Origin of the sequence: uncultured Paraglaciecola sp. (assembly GCF_963977085.1) — a bacterium.
GTDB lineage: Bacteria > Pseudomonadota > Gammaproteobacteria > Enterobacterales > Alteromonadaceae > Paraglaciecola.
Map to the genome: position 1 here is coordinate 89,168 of NZ_CAXBNC010000013.1, position 17,713 is coordinate 106,880.

The following is a 17,713-nucleotide window of genomic DNA, read 5'->3' on the forward strand; positions in this document are numbered from 1 at the left end:
GTGAGTGATAAAATTGGCAGAATTGCTGAAAAATAAATACCCATTAGCTGTCGCCGAAAAAATCAGTAATATGATTTTAGCAGTACACCCAAGTTTTGATGTAGAAGGTTTTGTTAATCATGTGCAGCTAGGTTATGACCAGTTAGAGTTGATGGACAGAGGTCGAAAAATTGCAGCAGCGTTAAAGGTGTTTCTTCCAGATAACTTTGAGCAAGCCGTCGGAATTTTATTGGCGTCTGTAGAGGTAGCTGTTGAGCAAGATGAAAACAACAGTTTAGCGTCATTTATTTTTATGCCTCATTGCATTTTTGTGAGTGATAATGGTTTAGATAATTTTGATCTTTCCATGCATGCACTTTACTTGCTCACCCAAAAATTCACTTCCGAATTTGCCATTCGGCCTTTTATTCAACGTTACCCAGAAAAGTCTCTAGCGCTTTTGGCATTATGGGCTAAAGACGCCAACTTACATGTTAGGCGCTTGGTTTCTGAAGGCACGCGTACTCGTTTGCCATGGGCGTCTCGATTACCTGAGTTTATTCAAGATCCATCAGCCGTTATTTCATTATTAGAGTTATTAAAAGACGATACCGAGATGTATGTTAGGCGTTCAGTGGCCAACAATCTTAATGATATTGGCAAAGATCACCCAGTGCTTTTAGCTGAAATAGCTAAGAACTGGCTCAACAATGCTTCTAAGAATAGAGTGTGGTTAGTGAAACATGCACTACGTGGTGCGATTAAACGTGGTGAGAAGGGGGCTTTGGAAGCTTTAGGTTATGGTAGTTTTGCTGATGTTAAAATAGAAAATGTTGGCATAACACCAGAACAAGCCCAAATCGGAGGTAGTGTTCAAGTGAGTTTTGAACTGCTTAATCAAGGCCATAAAACAACTGCGTTAATGGTCGATTTTTCGATTCACTTTGTTAAGGCCAATGGCAAAGCTAATCCAAAAGTCTTTAAGCTTAAAGCCGTGGAACTGGCGCCTAATCAATCCCTGATGTTTTCTAAAAAAGTGTCATTAAAACCTATGACCACACGTACATTGTATTTGGGAGCACATAAGGTTGAGGTGGTTATTAACGGTCAAAATACCCAGCTTGGCGAATTTCAACTTAAGAAATAATCCGTAATTGCAACATCCGTGTCGTCAAAAAATATAGGGTTACTGATTAGGTAAATAATTAACCACAGTGTCTGTGAAATCAGTGAACAGTCCATCTATTTTTAAGTCATTAAATAAAAATTGAAGTGTTTGTTGTGTATCTAGATTGTCTGGTAAGGCGTCTTTGCGGAATGTATAGGGATGTACTTGGAGGCCAGCAATATGTGCCTGTTTTACATAACCTGTGGGCTGCATGGTTTTAATATCAACCAGTTGTGGGATCCAAGGACCTATCCCTTGGGCGACTTTGGCTATTGCCGATAATCCTTCTGGTGTTTTCAAAATGTCATAATCTGTAGGTGATTCTAACCAATCATTTTCTGCAATCAGTTGAATGAGTTTAACCTTTGCACCTAAATCATTGCGTAGCCGCTGGGTTTCTGCAAAGTCAAAACATTGCACATAGATGTTCTTATTTGCATCATCTAGGTTATGTTTTCGCAACACAGCCATCACCAATTGGCTGATGTCCACGCCTTGCTCTTTATGCCAAGCGGGTGACTTAATCTCAGGATATAAGCCTATATTTTTGTTGAATTGCCGATTAAGTTGCTGAATTAATTCAATTTGGTCTTCAAATGTTGCAATGTGAAACGAGCTGTTGCCTTGGTAACGTTGAGGGAATACTTGGTTACCCTTTGCATCTTGTCGCTCATGCACAGTTAAGGTTTTTAACTCAGCTAAAGTAAAATCTAACGCGTAATATCGCCCATCTTGGCGTTTTCTAGTTGGGAATACTTGTTCCACATTAGTGACAGTTTCAAGATGAATATCATGTAACACTATTAATTGTGAATCTTTAGTGGCTACCAAGTCTTGTTCAATAAAATCGGCCCCTTGAGAATAGGCTAAAGTCACCGACTCGAGTGTATGCTCAGGTAAATAGCCAGGCGCACCTCTATGTGCAATAACTAAAGGTTTTGCGGCACTCACTTGACTGGTAAAACTCATCATCAGCAGTCCTAATACATATAGTTTCATAACATTCACTTTATTTACGTTGAATTAATTCTATGGCATAACCATCGGGATCACGCACAAAAGCGATCACAGATTGTCCGCCTTTAACTGGGCCAGGTTTACGGTAAACGTCGCCACCTTGTTGTTCGATAAAGTCGCAGGTGGCGTAAATATCATCCACAGCAATAGCGATATGACCAAAAGCCTCACCCATTTGATAGCTGCTTTTACCCCAGTTGTAGGTTAGCTCCAGTACAGTTGTATCTGACTCATCACCGTAGCCGATAAAAGCTAACGTGTATTGATATTCGTTATTTTCACTTTGCCTAAGTAGTTTCATACCCATAAGGTGGGTGTAAAAATCAATTGATTTTTGTAGGTCCCCAACCCGCAACATGGTGTGTAATAAACGCATAAGGTTTCCTTTTCGAACAAATCTCTAGGCCACGAGTAAATAGACTTAGGCGTAAAAAAGCAAGAATAACGCAGTAATATGACAATTAGACACAATCTTATTTTTTAACGCAATTTACCGGTGAATAATATGAGTAGTCACCGCTACCTGAGTAACTTGTGGGGTTAACACTTTGTAATTTGGACTAAAAATTTGTTTGTTTTTCAATGATTACCGATTCAAACTAGAGCACAATTAAATTTCATTAAGATGCAAGAAATTCTGGTCTTGTTACTTCTAAGAGAGATACTTTGACATATTGTTTAGCGATAAGTTTGAATAAAGGTGTGGTGCTTGCTTCTGATTCTCGAACTAATGCGGGAGTCGATTACGTTGCAACCTATAGTAAAATGACTAGCTTTGTATTTGAAGGTAATCGTTCACTGGTACTTCTGACCTCTGGAAGCCTTGCTACGTCGCAAGCGGTGATCAATGCAATCAATAAGGACTTGGATGATCCTACTGCTAAATTTGATATCAGCAAAGGTAAATATCTCCATGAGGTGGCCGAGTATATTGGTTCACTTAGTCAAAAAGAACAAAATCGTCATGCCAAAGCAATGGAAAATTCAAAGTCCTCCAGTGAATCAAGTTTCATTTTAGGCGGGCAGATCTTAGGCCAAAAAAGTGGCATTTTTTTGATTTATCCACAAGGTAACTTTATTACGGCTTCCGACGAAACGCCTTATTTACAAATAGGTGAAAATAAGTATGGAAAACCTATTTTAGACAGGTTTATCACCCGTAGTACTTCACTAGAAGATGCGGCGCGCTGTGCGGTTGTGTCGTTAGATTCCACGATCCGCAGTAATATTTCTGTTGGTCCACCTATTGAACTGGCTATACATAGTGAAGGTGTAATTGAAAAGCCTTATCACAGCGTATTAACCAGTAATAGTATTATGTATAAGTCGATTCAGAAACAATGGAACGAGGGGTTAAAAAGAGCATTTAAACGGCTTCCTCGTTTTGAGTGGGAAAAGCCGGTAAAGTAAAAGCTGTTTTGTTAGCTGATTGTAAAAGCTGAGTAGTAAATTTCCCTGAGACCATGACAGAGGTCCTCCCACTTTTTAGGGGATAGTTTTAGCAAGATAGCGCTGTTCCAGCAGCATTTTCGTTAACACCATCATTGTCACTGTCGGTGCTCATTTTAACTCTACCTTGTAAGGTTACAGACAGTGAACGGGCGTATTTTGCGGCTTTGTCTTTGTGGCAAAGTAAAATTTCAGTGGCTAGATTGACTTCTCCGGTTTCGGAAAACTTAATGATGTCGGTTGTGTTCGTCATCAGAGTTGTTGCAGATGTGGCGCTCACTGACGCTAATAATTCTTCATCTGCACCTCGAATATCGTCCTCGTCGTCGTCGATAAAGACGATTTTCGGATTATTCCAGTCTTCAGAACAGACAGAGTAATCGGCCGAAGGGCAAACAACAATTTGGGTTTGTTCGTCTATAGCATGGTGCCTTGCATACTGGATTATCGAGCTTATTTCGTTGATTTCAGCCACAATTCGGTTTTTTATTAAGATGCTCTGAATACTTGGGGCAACAAATGCAAGTATTATTGCAACTATGGAGACAGTGACCATTAATTCCACCAAGGTCACACCTTTCTGTTGTTTCACTTTAAACGCTCCAGTCATTAGATAAGTACCAATAAAGAAGTGAACACTTCTTTATTGGTACACGATAATCTATTTTTGATAAATTAGGGTATGAAATAGTTATCAAAGGTTAGGATTAACATACACATGTTGCTAACATTAAGCTGTAGCTATTTTTTGTGTGAGCAGTAGGCTAAAAATAACAGTGGGAATTATCAGCCTAGTTGGCGTTTTTAATTAGCATGACATTAATGAGGGAAAAAATGCAGACGAGTACTGTGATAGAACAAATGCGGGTGTTACCTGAAATTGATGTTACATATGAAGTTGAGCGTCGAGTCAATTTTATTAAATCTCAACTTATTAGCAGTGGTTGTAAAACCTTAGTACTGGGGATAAGTGGGGGAATAGATTCCTGTACTTTAGGTCGTTTAGCCCAGATTGCTGTGAATGAGTTAAATCAGCAACAAACACAAGGGTATCAATTTGTAGCAATTAGATTGCCATATAATGAGCAAGCAGATGAGGCTGATGCCCAAGCATCAATCGGTTTTATTCAGCCTAGTCAACATCTTGCAATCAATGTGCAACCTGGTGCAGATGCAATTGACCAAGAAACTCGCCTAGCGTTAGATGCTACTGGTTTGCTTCCGAGTAGTGAAGCTAAATGCGATTTTGTAAAAGGTAATGTTAAAGCTCGTACTCGCATGGTGACACAGTATCAAGTTGCCGGACTTCTTGATGGTTTAGTGTTAGGTACAGATCATTCGGCCGAAAATATTACTGGTTTTTATACTAAATACGGTGATGGTGCCTGTGATCTTGCGCCGCTATTTGGCTTAAATAAACGTCAAGTTAGGCAAGTTGCGGAGTTTTTAGGTGCACCACATACAATTATTTATAAAGCCCCCACTGCTGATTTAGAAACTTTAGCGCCACAGAAATCAGACGAACAAGCGCTTGGCATGACTTATGACCAAATTGATGATTTTTTAGAAGGTAAGGCTGTTGCCGATGAAGTTGCCGAAAAACTGGTCGCAATTTTTGAAAAGACCCAACATAAGCGGGTCCCAATTCCGACCATATACGATTGATAATTTTGAATTAACAAGCCACATTAATTGAGACTGAAAATGAAAAAAATAGAAGCTGTAATTAAACCCTTTAAAATGGACGATGTACGTGAAGCATTGTCAGAAATTGGCGTAAGTGGCATGACTGTCACAGAGGTAAAAGGTTTTGGTCGCCAAAAAGGCCATACTGAATTGTATCGTGGCGCTGAATATAATGTCGACTTTTTACCCAAAGTTAAAGTCGAATTAATAGTCGCAAATGATCAAGTAGAACGTTGTATCGAAGCCATAATGAACACTGCAAAAACTGGAAAAATAGGTGACGGTAAAATATTTGTATATGATGTAGAGCGTGTCATACGTATTAGAACGGGTGAAGAAAACGAAGATGCTGTTTAACTGAATTAATATGTTGTTTGTCGATAATCATCACGTTTTAAAAATAAACTGAAATAATTATAACGACCCATTGGTCTTATGCTTTGAAACCAGACAATAGTATTTAACAAACAATTTTTATTGATTACTCATTTTGAAGGATACCCTTTATGCAACATATTAAAAAAACAACTATCGCTACTGCACTTGGTGCAGTTGTTATTGGCTCTTTAGCTTCTCTTAGTGTGCAGGCTAATACTAACCCTTTTACTGTTCATTCTTTAGAATCTGGCTTTATGCAAAGTGTTGATGAAGGCAAGTGCGGTGAAGGTAAATGTGGTGGCGACAAAGCTGAAAAAGCAGCCAAAACCATGAAAGAAGGCAAGTGCGGCGAAGGCAAATGTGGTGGTGACAAAGCTGAAAAAGCAGCCAAAACCATGAAAGAAGGTAAATGTGGTGAAGGCAAATGTGGTGGCCAAGCTTAATCACTACATTCGTACTAATTCATTTTTGTTAAAGGTCGACTCTTGTCGGCCTTTATTTTTAAGGAGAAGGGGATATGAGTCGTAAACATCTTTCCGGGGTTGGCCTTGGCTTACGTCGAGAAATGCTCAACGAGCTATTGCCTGATATTCCTGACTCTGTTGATTTTTGGGAAGTGGCTCCTGAAAACTGGATCCTTCTTGGTGGTAAATATCAGAAAAACCTCACACAATTTACTTCTGCTTGTAACTTTGTTAGTCACGGATTGTCTTTGTCTATTGGTAGCCCCGAACCTTTAGATATCAACTTTGTTAAAAGCGTTAAAGAATTTTTAGATCAACATCATATTTTGTATTACAGCGAACACCTAAGTTATTGTTCTGGCCAAGGTCATATGTATGATCTGATGCCGATCCCTTTCACCGAAGAAGCCGTTAAACATGTAGTGGCACGGGTAAAACAAGTGCAAGATATTCTTGAACGGCCATTGCTGTTAGAAAATGTGTCTTATTATGCCGCACCAGGGCAAGAAATGACTGAGCAAGAGTTTACATTATCTGTACTGAATGAGTCTGGTTGTTTAATGTTATTAGACGTCAATAATATTTATGTGAATTCAATCAATCACGGGTATGATCCTCAAGCGTTCTTAGCCGCCATGCCCACAGGTAAAATTGTCTATGGCCATATTGCAGGGCATTATGACGAAGCAGAAGATCTAAAGATTGATACTCACGGTGCTGACGTGATTGAGCCTGTTTGGCAATTATTAAAAAAGGCTTATGAAATTCATGGTGTGTTTCCCACTTTGTTAGAAAGAGATTTTAATATTCCACCTATTAATGAATTATTATTGGAAATGGAAAAAATTAGAACCATTCAGCAGCAAGTGCAACAGCAGCAGATGACGTCGACGCAACCTAAGAAACTTCGCGCTTAATGAAATCTTTTATAGAAACTCAACATGCTTTTATTCAGCATATTAAAGATCCTCAAAGTCATCCATTCGAAGGCGGAATCGAAGACAGGCGTTTAGCAATATATCGGGAGCTGTTTTTTAATAATATTTTAGGGTTTTTAAGTTCAGGGTTTCCTGTACTAGAAAGTTTGTATTCTGAGCAACAATGGAAATCACTGGCACGAAAATTTTTTAGTGAACATGAATGTCGCTCACCCTACTTTATTGATATCAGTAAAGAATTTGTCGAATACTTAAGCAGTGAATATGTATTAACTGAGTCAGACCCGGTATTTATGTGTGAATTGGCACATTACGAATGGTTGGAATTAGATCTCAGTGTACGTAAAACCACTCAAACGGTTAAAGCATGGGATGGACAATCCCAGATAACAGAAGTCTGTATGTCAGACTTAGCCACTTTGGTTAGTTACCACTATCCTGTTCATCAAATAAGTTCTGATTTTTATCCCACTGAGGCCGGTGAAGTCGTGTATTTAGTGGTTTATAGAGATTCCAGTGATGAAGTTAACTTTACTTTGATCAATGCGGTATCTGCGCACTTATTAAACACTATCTTGCAACAAGGCGTGGTAAGCGTTAATTCTCTTAATAAAATAATGATTGCCGCTATGCCACAAGTTGAATCTCAACAAATTATTGAATCAATTCAACAAGTGCTGCAGACCTTGCTAGATAAAGAGATTTTATTTCCTGCTAACGAATCTACATTAATCGCCTAGCTTTTTAGGGCTATCAATTTATTGAACTTTGGATTAACATCTCGCCTTCAATTTAGTTGTTAAATAAGGGGGCGTCCCCTTAAAGCTTGGAGTGCAATAATGCAAGATGAAAACTGTCCACAAGACCCTTTTAATTGGGTTTATTTGATTGTCGCCATAGGTACCCTGCTAGCGTTGCCACTCATGCATGTCATTTTGGGTTGGTTCGTTTTTTACCTTTAATACCCGCAACTTCTCTACTTTTCTTATTCTTAAATTACGGGGAAATTCGTGTCCGCCGAATATATAAAATCGGTTATTAAAACCGTTCCTAATTATCCAAAGCCAGGGATCATGTTTCGTGATGTGACTTCTGTTTTAGAAGACCACAAAGCTTACTCGGCTACCATTGAACTATTATTGAAGCATTACGCACCAATGGGTTTTGATAAGGTTGCCGGTACTGAAGCGCGAGGATTTTTGTTTGGTGCTCCTTTAGCCATTGAACTTGGTATAGGGTTTATTCCTGTGCGTAAACCAAATAAGTTGCCTCGTGAAGTGATAAGCGAAAGTTATGAACTAGAGTACGGCACTGATTGCTTAGAAATTCACAAAGACTCAGTGAAACCCGGTGAAAAAGTATTGATGTTGGATGACTTATTGGCAACGGGTGGCACGATGATCGCCACAGCCAATTTAATAAGAAATTTAGGTGGCGTGGTTGAACACGCAGGTTTTGTGATTTCTTTACCGGATCTCGGCGGTGAACAAAAACTTATCGATTGTGGTGTGACGAGTTTTTCAATTTGTGAATTCGAAGGCGAGTGATCAAATAATATGGGTTATCAAGTATTAGCAAGAAAATGGCGACCTAATCGTTTTGGCGAGTTAGTTGGACAAGAACATGTTGTCACCGCCATTTCCAATGCTCTTGATAACGATAGATTACACCATGCTTATCTGTTTACTGGCACCCGAGGTGTAGGTAAAACCACTATTGCGCGTATTTTTTCAAAAAGTTTAAATTGTGAACAAGGCTTAAGTTCTATGCCTTGTGGTCAGTGTAGTACTTGTAAAGAAATAGAGAATGGTAACTTTATTGATTTGCTAGAAATTGACGCCGCGTCTCGTACCAAGGTGGAAGACACCCGTGAGTTATTAGATAACGTACAATACAAACCTAGTCGTGGGCGTTACAAAGTCTATTTGATAGATGAAGTACATATGTTGTCTAAGCATAGTTTTAATGCTTTGTTAAAAACCCTTGAAGAACCGCCGCCCCATGTAAAGTTTTTATTGGCGACCACAGATCCACAAAAATTACCTGTTACGATTTTGTCCCGTTGTTTGCAATTTAACCTGAAGGCATTGTCGCGAACCCAAATTAGTCAGCAATTAGATTTTGTGCTTGGCGAAGAGGGGATTGTGCGTGATAAAGAAGCCCTAAGCCAATTAGCTAGAGCTGCCCAAGGTAGTATGCGTGATGCCTTAAGTTTGACAGACCAAGCCATAGCTCAAGGTAACGGTGTGGTTGGCTTGCAAATAGTGACAGATATGCTCGGGCTGATGGATAAGAATCTAGTGCTCAAACTGGTGCATGCTGTGGTTCAAAAAGACAGTCACAAAGTGATGCAACAAGTAGAGATGATGTCTGAGCAAGCACCTGATTTTGGATTGGTGTTGTCTGAAATTATGAGCCTGCTACATCAAATTGCATTAACTCAGTTTGTGCCAGATGCCTGTAAACTAGAAACTATTTCTGCTAGAGCCATTTTTCAACTTGCCAAATCTGTACCTGCTGAACAAATTCAATTGCTTTACCAAATTGCTCTGACAGGTAAAAAAGACTTACCCCACGCAGCTGATCCAAGAACAGGTTTAGAAATGACCTTGTTGCGTATGTTGGCATTTTGTCCGAATAATTTAAAGTTAGATGCACTGGATATTGCAGCTCAAACGCCAGCCGTTGAAACAGCTGCTGGACCAGCCACTGAAATAATTACGCAACAAGAACAAGCTGCAAACACTGATAGTCTGGCAGAAAACCTTGATACTAACACCAGTTTAGCGCCTGAACCTGTGGCTAATGCCACTCATGAAGTCGCCCATCAAAATCAAGCTTATGTAGAACAGGATAGTCAAGAAAACCCAACTGTTGCAGTGCCGCCTGAAAATAACATGCCGGCCCATAATGCAGTCAATATTGAGCCCGAACAAAATCAAGTAGCACAACGAGTAGAAGCTGAATCCGCTTCATCAGAGCATGATGTGAATGCGCCACAGCAAGATTTGCAAGCGCCCCAGCATGGTTTAGAAACGCAACAACAAGACTTAAATGCGCAACAACAAGATATTATGCGCCAAGCAGAGGATTATGGTCATCAACCAATAGATTATGACCAATACCAACCCGTTTCAATGGAAGAGCAGTCTTCAGAAGCCTTTACTGGTGAGTATCAAACCTCGCACTATGAAAACGCCACAATGCCACAACTGGCTCCGCAGGATTTGCCTAATCAACAAGGCGCAGCGCAGCCTAATACCTCTACAGCTGATTTAATAGCACTACGAAACAAGCTTAAAGAAAGTCAACGTAATGAGGGGGAAGGGGCTGAACAGGTAAAAAAGTCTGAGAGCTCTACGCCACTTAACCTAGCTTCGATCCGCAAACAAAATCAAGACGTAGAGGAAAAAAACGTTGTTGATAATGTCGAAATCCTAAGTCAGGCGTCTGAAACTCTCACTTTAGCAACGCCTGAGTTACCAGTTGATAAAGGCACTGAGCACCTTGCCAACAATACACCGCCATGGTCAGTTGAAAATGAGTTTCAAGGCACAACAGAGGTTTTACCCACAGATGCACCAATAGTCAGCCCGTTTTCAGCAGAAAAAACAATTGAAGAAGCCGAGACCTTTGATTCAAGTGCTCACTTAGATGAAGAAAATGTAGGTGACGTAACCCTAGAAATTTCTGCTTTTTTACCAAATAAACAAAAAGTACTAAAAGCGTTCCAAGTGGATGAGTGGAGTAAATTAATTGAAGTTATGCAAGTCACGGCGTTAACTAAACAGCTGGCTTTGCACTCTGCTTTTAAGCAACAAGGTAACACCATCAAATTAACTCTTTTAGAGGCTAAAGGGCACCTGATTTCAGATACTGCGCGGCAGCAGCTCAAAGAAGCACTGTGTTTAGCACTTAATGACTCTATTGAACTTGAAATTGAGCTAGGACAACCCATTAACACTCCTTATGCTTTACAACTTAAAGTTAACCAAGTGCGTAACGAATACGCCAGGGAAGTGGTAAAGAATGATCCTGGCATCCAATTGTTGCAACAACAGTTTGCGGCCAAGGTTGACGAACAAAGTATTCAAGCTAGATAAGCAACTAACAAACAATAGTTATCAAAGAAAAAGAGAGACAGATTATGATGAAAGGTGGAATGGGTAACATGATGAAGCAGGCGCAGCAAATGCAAGAGCGCATGCAAAAAAATCAAGAAGAATTAGCGAAAACAGAAATTACAGGTGAGTCAGGTGCCGGTTTGGTTAAAGTCACTATGACCTGTAATCATGCAGTACGTCGCGTTGATATCGATCCAAGTTTGATGGAAGACGACAAAGAAATGATCGAAGACTTAGTGGCTGCAGCCTTCAATGATGGTGTAAGACGTGTACAAGAAACAACAAAAGCAAAAATGGCTGACGTAACCGGTGGAATGCCTTTGCCTCCTGGTTTTAAAATGCCTTTCTAGTATTTTTAGAAACTAGAAACTAGAAACTAGAAACTAGAAACTAGAAACTAGAACAAGTAATAAACAAAAACCGTAGGTGATGGATGCAGTTTAGCCCCTTAATAAAAGAGTTGATTGATGCTTTTAAGATCTTGCCTGGTGTTGGCCCTAAAAGTGCTCAACGTATGGCGTTTCATCTCTTAGAGCGCAATCGTCAAGGGGCGTTGCAGCTAAGCCATGTATTACACAATGCCATGGAGCACGTTAAACATTGTGAACAGTGTCGTACTTTTTGCGAAAATAAGTTGTGTGAAATTTGCGCAAATCCTAAGCGGCAAGAAAACCAAATATTATGTGTAGTAGAATCGCCTCAAGATATGTTGGCGATTGAACAAACCTCTGAATTTAAAGGCCGTTACTTTGTATTGATGGGGCATTTGTCACCTATAGACGGTATTGGTCCAGCGGATATAGGGCTGGAGCAACTATCACAGATATTCGAAAATGACGATATTAACGAAGTGATACTAGCGACTAATCCCACTGTCGAAGGTGAGGCAACCGCACATTACATCGCGCAAATGTGTAAAACACAAAATATTCAAGCGAGTCGCATCGCTCACGGTGTGCCGGTTGGTGGTGAACTAGAATTTATTGATGGTAATACCTTGACCCATGCGTTTTCAGGGCGAAGGAATCTCCTTTAGCGACTTATTTAAACTTGTATCTAAGGGACGGTTTGCGCCAGTTCAACTCAGTGAGCAGTTAATCTAAACCATACTGTTTTATTTCAATATTTACGCTTTTTAAACTTTCATACACACCACTATCTTGTGGCCAAATTAGTAACTCTGATGGGGTATTCATTCTGGTGAAGTATTTTTTCTGTCAATAAAATTTAATAAATTATTCATCAATGTGGATGAATTTTGTAATAGTTAATTGCTTATATAGTTGTTCTTTTCTACTCCAACAGAGATTAACTATCACAATGAATACCCCCATTAAAAATATCCCTATGGTGCAAAGGACTATTGCAATGATATTTGCAGTCACCTTCGTTGCTTGTGGCTCTGATTCTAATCAATCTGCCACTACGCCAGTTGTCACAACACCCTCTGAACCTGTTGCAGCACCTGCTCCTATTTCAAAGTTTACTATAGGTTTATTACCCGATACCCAAGGAGGTAGTGATGCAACAGGGCAGGCTCATGTGGCAATACATCCCATGAAAAATGTGCTCACCCACCAAGAGAATGCAGGTGTTGATATGGTGCTGGCGTTAGGGGATTTAACTGATGGCGGCAGTACCGAAGAATTTGCCGAATGGACCTCTGTTGCTAAGCAATATAAAGATCGAGGCATTGAGTTTTTACCTGTTATGGGGAATCACGAAACCAGCTATGCCTATACAGTTGAGTGGATAGACAACATGAAAAACTATATCCCCGAAGATGCGGTGCATATGCCGGGGTATGAGTGGATCAATTATTATGTGGTGCGCGAAAATGTCCTTATTTTTGGTTTGGCTTATTACAACTTACCCGTTGCGTTTGAATGGATAAAAGAGACAGTTTTGGCTCAAAGTGACATTAAACACATAGTTGTCGCCAGTCATGATGGCTTAGTTGGTGCCAAATATGGGCAAACCCTAGAGCAAATTGTAGATGGTACAAAAGATGACGATTGGGTTTATGACGTGCAACCCAAAATCCGCCAGTTTTTTTCAGACTATGATGTGATTTATGTGCAAGGCCATGAACATCAATATCAACGTTCACTTATTACAGCCAAAAAAACCTTAGAAACCCTGCCTTCTAGCTCTACACCTACAGGTGGTAATTATCGAATGGGCGCCTATACCCAAATTATGTCCGGTAATGCCTCCTATAAAGGTTACGAATATCGTTACGGCGAACGAGAGCTTGTACAAATGTTGGTATCACAAAAAAATGCCACTTACAGTGAAGGTAATAATTCTGATCACTATGATGTGAATTCCGCTATTTTGACTTTCCAAGGTGAGCAGGTTGATTACGCCGCTTATTATGCGGAGCACAAAGCAAAAAGTAATGACGAGAGTGAAGACTTTAGCGCCGACTGGAAACTAATGGATAGGTTTTCACGCACTACAAACCGCTGTGAAACTATGATTTATCCGAACTCAATTAAAGACGATACACGTCCAGTCATGGTGTTTCAGACTCATTATTTAACCAATGACTGTTATGGAGATGATGGCTCATTTGCGCGCTTGGTGGGCGGGACTAATGATACCTTTAATCGTACTGATACTCGCACCAGAGATTTTAGCTTTACCCCAGGATTTAGCCGCGCTGAAACCTTGATGGACCTCACTCGTCTTGCTTATCAATGGCTATTTGTATATCACGAGAACTGGACTCCTAATCTCAATAGTCCATATCGAGCGATTCCTGATGAAGGAGCCAATGAATTAATTATTCCTGAAACCACTATTGACCTCAAAGAACATGTCACCTTAAGTTGGTTAGCCGCAAACGAGACCGAGTCAGATATTTTAATCGTCAGTGGTACCCAGAACCAAACAGGTATGTATCAAAATGCCTATGGTGGTGGAAAAGACATCACTGCTGTCACAGGTTTAGCTGCGTCTCAAACCGACGGAACGGCTAAGGCTGCTGTTAATTTACCTACCACAGCAACACAACAGTGGGATCTCAGTAGTGCCCTATCAGATAGTTACGCAGTGCAATTTACCGGTGTAGCTAGTATAGATGCCAGTACAGTTAATCTGGGTTATGAGGTTGATGGAAATTGGCAAGCGATCACTAGTGTGGAGTGTATTGTTGAATTACCTTTCTCTGATACCATGCTGCAGCAGACTCCTAGTCGACCAGACAGCTGTGGGAATCAACCCTTAGTTGGTTTAGATACAAATTATGGAAACCGCTGGTGGGCAGTACTGAATCAAGATACAAAACTCGCACTTATTGCACGATAATTCCTATTGTTTATATCTCATGAAGCAAGGAGTCTAGCGACTCCTTGTTTTTGAGTTAGCGCATGATAGTGTGGCTATGTTTGCCACTGTTAATTAAATTTGGAACTGCTAACTATTTTTGATTAGAGCGTTAGCGACAGAACTTGTTCTTTTTAAAAAGTCAAAAAGCAGTAAGTTTTTCAGCAGCAATTAGTTTCAGGTCTGCTTTAATAACGCCATAAGATACAACTCAGGTACCACCAGACACGCCCGTGCCACCCATGCCAGTTTCCGCCCTGTATCCACAAAATAAACATCTTTCCTCTAGAACACGAGTGTTTGTTAAATGGCTTTCTGAGATATTTGAAAAGCATGCTATGAGTCGCTAAGGTGGCAGTGTTTTTTAACATTAAAAAGTTAATCTATGTCGCATAATAGGCAACTAAAACGTCAATAGATGCGTAGTAAACTTTATCTTAGAATGACTAATAAAGGTAATCATAGAGAGTCGCAATGAAAAATGAAATAGACAGTAAATTTGTGTTGTCGGTATTTGAAAAAATGCGCCAACATGGCGAAAAACAACAAGAGACCTACATTTTAGGTGGATTACAGGCATTGACTGATTTTGATGGTTACACTTTGTTTATCGAAGATGCGCTAGTGAAGTTACGTTTTGGTTTTCACAACCAGTATGATTTTGAGTATGCAAAGGAAGAGCACTTCGAGCAGTTTATTAAAAAAATGTCAGCAATTGACCAAAACTACTGATCTGTCCCAGAGATACATATTCAGCTGGCCTCATCTTAAATCATAATATGATGCCCAGCAGGGCATCTTTGATAATAGTTGTCTCCTATATTTATGTTTTTCAAAGCCCTGCAATCCAAGCTTGCGACTTACAATTTCTCTTGCTGTAAATACGAATATACACTACTGTATAAAAAAACATGCAAATTAACTTATATGCGCCTTTTTATTGCTGAAAAACCCAGTTTAGGACGTGCTATTGCCGACGTGTTACCCAAGCCACATAAAAAGGGTGAAGGGTATATTAGCGCGGCCAATGGCGATACTGTGAGCTGGTGCATCGGTCATTTACTCGAACAACAACAACCTGAGGCCTATGATCCCGCTTTTAAAAAATGGAGCCATGAACACCTGCCGATTATTCCACAACAATGGCAGCTAGGGGTTAAAAAACAAACCGCAAAACAATTGGCGGTGTTACGTAAGTTAGTTAAACAAGCTGATCAGTTGGTGCACGCGGGCGATCCCGATCGTGAAGGTCAGTTGTTGGTTGACGAGGTGATAAATTTTTTGGGTGTCACTGGGGCTAAAAAAAATACCATTCAACGTTGTTTAATCAGTGACTTAAATCCTTCTGCGGTAAAACAATCACTGAGCAATTTACGCAGTAATCGAGAGTTTATTCCATTGTCTACTTCCGCTTTGGCCCGATCTCGGGCTGACTGGTTGTATGGGATCAACTTAACTCGTGCTTATACTTTGCAAGGTCAAAAAGCAGGGTATAACGGGGTGTTGTCGGTTGGCCGTGTTCAGACACCTTTATTGGGCTTAGTTGTACGCCGTGATAAAGCCATTGCAGAGTTTGTGAGTAAGGCGTTTTTTGAAGTGTGGGCTAGTTTAGAAACCGACCAAGGGCAGGGGTTTAAAGCAAAGTGGCAGCCTAGTGAACAATGTGCCAAGTTTCTAGATGAACAAGGACGTAATTTGTCTCAGGCGTTGGCGCAAAATGTCGCTAAGCGAGTTAGTGGACAACCAGCACAAGTTAAAAACCTAAAACGTGAGCATAAAAAACAAGCACCGCCATTGCCCTATAATTTGTCATCTTTGCAAATAGATGCCAGTAAAGCCTTTGGTATGAGTGCCCAACAAGTGCTGGATATCTGCCAAGCTTTGTATGAGCGTCATAAATTAATCACTTACCCTCGTTCAGATTGCCGATATTTACCTATGAGTCACTTTGTGCAGGCTAAAGAGGTACATGCGGCTGTGATGGCTAATAGTCAACATTTAGGGCCGCAGGGTAAGTTGTTAAGTCAGGCTCAGGTAGATTTATGCCGCCAATCAAAAGCGTGGAACGATAAAAAAGTCGATGCCCATCATGGCATCATTCCTACCCAAAAAGTTAACCATAGTTTGACTGGTAACGATGCCAAAGTGTATGGCTTGATATGCAGAAATTATGTGGCGCAATTTTTAGCTCACCATGAATTTTATGGGGTACGGGTTGAGGTCGAGATTGCCTCTGGTTTATTTGTCGCAGCGGCAAAAGAGTTAATTACAGAAGGTTGGAAGTGCATTTTTGTGCGGCCACAAAAAACTAATAATCAAGATGATAAAGGTGAAGAGCAGCAGTTGTTACCTCACTTAGAAAAAGGGCAGGCACTTAAATCACTTCAAGCAGAAGTGTTAGAAAAACGCACTTCGCCACCTAAGGCCTACACAGATGCAAGCTTATTAGCTGCTATGACGGGTATAAGTAGCCATGTAAGCGATCCGCAACTAAGGAAAATTCTTCGTGAAACCGACGGCTTGGGTACAGAGGCCACTCGTGCAGGGATTATTGAGTTACTTTTTTCCCGAGGTTTTTTGTCTCGTTCAGGTAAAACTATCACCTCCACTGAGACCGGTCGGAGCTTAATTTCAGCACTGCCAGATGTGGCGACTTATCCTGACATGACCGCTCGCTGGGAAGCTGAGTTATCGGCAATCAGTGAAGGGAAAAGTCAGTACATTAAATTAATGGGTCCACTGGAAGCACAACTGAAAGATTTGGTGGCCCAAAGTCTCAGCGTATTACCTCAAGGTTTGTCTGGATTAGGTAAGAAAAATTTTCGTAAAAAACGTGCAGGTGCTGGAAAACGTAAGTTTACTGCTAAAAAACAGCCAAGTTAATGCAATATTATTTGTAAAGCTAAAGATAATAGTGGTGACGCTAAAGAGTTCCTCAGGCTAATACATATCGGATGTTGTTGCTGTAGCTAACATGGCCTTTCTGGCATCAGCTATCGCTACTCAATGAATTGACAATATGCTTGGGCTTTTTTTCTTTAGGACTGAACACTCAGTTCTCTTGGCACATCTGATTACCTAAGACACTTCTTGATAATGCAGAAGGCTGTCATGTACGGCTTGGGATAACTCTGCTTTTAGGTCTTTTGGTTTTAACGTTTCAATGGGTTAGATATTCCA

At 40.3% G+C, this 17,713-nt stretch carries 17 protein-coding genes; 14 read left to right on the plus strand and 3 right to left on the minus strand.

The window, feature by feature from the left end; translation table 11 throughout:
* Window positions 1-4: 4 nt before the first annotated feature.
* Window positions 5-1,126, plus strand: coding sequence for a DNA alkylation repair protein (locus AAC000_RS15165; RefSeq protein WP_339723728.1), 1,122 nt, complete (start codon window positions 5-7; stop codon window positions 1,124-1,126).
* A 39-nt stretch (window positions 1,127-1,165) separates the two neighbouring features.
* On the opposite strand, the gene glpQ is transcribed toward AAC000_RS15165, so the two are convergent.
* Both glpQ and gloA read right to left on the minus strand, forming a co-directional pair.
* On the minus strand, window positions 1,166-2,146 hold the full coding sequence (glpQ, locus tag AAC000_RS15170) for a glycerophosphodiester phosphodiesterase (RefSeq protein ID WP_339723729.1): 981 nt from the start codon (window positions 2,144-2,146) through the stop codon (window positions 1,166-1,168).
* Window positions 2,147-2,156: 10 nt separating this feature from the next.
* Window positions 2,157-2,540 (minus strand): lactoylglutathione lyase, encoded by a 384-nt coding sequence (gloA, locus tag AAC000_RS15175; RefSeq protein ID WP_339723731.1) that lies wholly within the window; start codon window positions 2,538-2,540, stop codon window positions 2,157-2,159.
* 290 nt (window positions 2,541-2,830) lie between these two features.
* Between gloA and AAC000_RS15180 the strand changes: the two genes are divergently transcribed.
* Entirely contained in the window at window positions 2,831-3,574 is a 744-nt protein-coding gene (locus AAC000_RS15180; protein ID WP_339723733.1) for a peptidase, read from the plus strand.
* Window positions 3,575-3,662: 88 nt separating this feature from the next.
* Here the strand turns inward: AAC000_RS15180 and AAC000_RS15185 are convergent, their stop codons facing one another.
* Window positions 3,663-4,205, minus strand: a complete 543-nt coding sequence (locus tag AAC000_RS15185) for a GspH/FimT family pseudopilin (RefSeq protein WP_339723735.1) — start codon at window positions 4,203-4,205, stop codon at window positions 3,663-3,665.
* A 242-nt stretch (window positions 4,206-4,447) separates the two neighbouring features.
* Between AAC000_RS15185 and nadE the strand changes: the two genes are divergently transcribed.
* From nadE to AAC000_RS15245, 12 genes are all read left to right on the plus strand, one after another.
* On the plus strand, window positions 4,448-5,278 hold the full coding sequence (gene nadE, locus AAC000_RS15190; protein WP_339723737.1) for an ammonia-dependent NAD(+) synthetase: 831 nt from the start codon (window positions 4,448-4,450) through the stop codon (window positions 5,276-5,278).
* Between the two features lie 39 nt (window positions 5,279-5,317).
* The gene (gene glnB / locus AAC000_RS15195) at window positions 5,318-5,656 is read left to right on the plus strand and encodes a nitrogen regulatory protein P-II (protein ID WP_339723739.1); all 339 of its coding nucleotides are present in this window, start codon (window positions 5,318-5,320) and stop codon (window positions 5,654-5,656) included.
* A gap of 149 nt (window positions 5,657-5,805) precedes the next feature.
* The gene (locus AAC000_RS15200) at window positions 5,806-6,120 is read left to right on the plus strand and encodes a hypothetical protein (RefSeq protein WP_339723741.1); all 315 of its coding nucleotides are present in this window, start codon (window positions 5,806-5,808) and stop codon (window positions 6,118-6,120) included.
* Window positions 6,121-6,194: 74 nt separating this feature from the next.
* Window positions 6,195-7,058, plus strand: coding sequence for a DUF692 domain-containing protein (locus tag AAC000_RS15205; protein ID WP_339723742.1), 864 nt, complete (start codon window positions 6,195-6,197; stop codon window positions 7,056-7,058).
* Entirely contained in the window at window positions 7,058-7,819 is a 762-nt protein-coding gene (locus AAC000_RS15210; RefSeq protein ID WP_339723743.1) for a putative DNA-binding domain-containing protein, read from the plus strand. Before AAC000_RS15205 ends, AAC000_RS15210 begins: the two co-directional genes overlap by 1 nt.
* A 270-nt stretch (window positions 7,820-8,089) precedes the next feature.
* Entirely contained in the window at window positions 8,090-8,626 is a 537-nt protein-coding gene (gene apt / locus AAC000_RS15215; RefSeq protein ID WP_339723745.1) for an adenine phosphoribosyltransferase, read from the plus strand.
* A 9-nt stretch (window positions 8,627-8,635) separates the two neighbouring features.
* A complete protein-coding gene (dnaX, locus tag AAC000_RS15220; RefSeq protein ID WP_339723746.1) occupies window positions 8,636-11,182 on the plus strand; it encodes a DNA polymerase III subunit gamma/tau in 2,547 nt (848 codons plus the stop codon).
* 41 nt (window positions 11,183-11,223) lie between these two features.
* Window positions 11,224-11,553 carry a YbaB/EbfC family nucleoid-associated protein gene (locus AAC000_RS15225; RefSeq protein ID WP_339723800.1) on the plus strand — a complete coding sequence of 110 codons (330 nt, stop codon included), beginning with the start codon at window positions 11,224-11,226 and terminating at the stop codon, window positions 11,551-11,553.
* 83 nt (window positions 11,554-11,636) lie between these two features.
* Window positions 11,637-12,239: a recombination mediator RecR gene (recR, locus tag AAC000_RS15230; protein ID WP_339723748.1), complete on the plus strand. Its 603-nt coding sequence runs from the start codon at window positions 11,637-11,639 to the stop codon at window positions 12,237-12,239.
* A 284-nt stretch (window positions 12,240-12,523) separates the two neighbouring features.
* Window positions 12,524-14,515, plus strand: a complete 1,992-nt coding sequence (locus AAC000_RS15235; protein ID WP_339723749.1) for a metallophosphoesterase — start codon at window positions 12,524-12,526, stop codon at window positions 14,513-14,515.
* Between the two features lie 492 nt (window positions 14,516-15,007).
* Window positions 15,008-15,265, plus strand: coding sequence for a DUF3081 domain-containing protein (locus AAC000_RS15240; protein ID WP_339723750.1), 258 nt, complete (start codon window positions 15,008-15,010; stop codon window positions 15,263-15,265).
* A 195-nt stretch (window positions 15,266-15,460) separates the two neighbouring features.
* Complete coding sequence (locus tag AAC000_RS15245) at window positions 15,461-17,416, plus strand: DNA topoisomerase III (protein ID WP_339723751.1); 1,956 nt, start codon at window positions 15,461-15,463, stop codon at window positions 17,414-17,416.
* The last annotated feature ends 297 nt before the right edge of the window (window positions 17,417-17,713 follow it).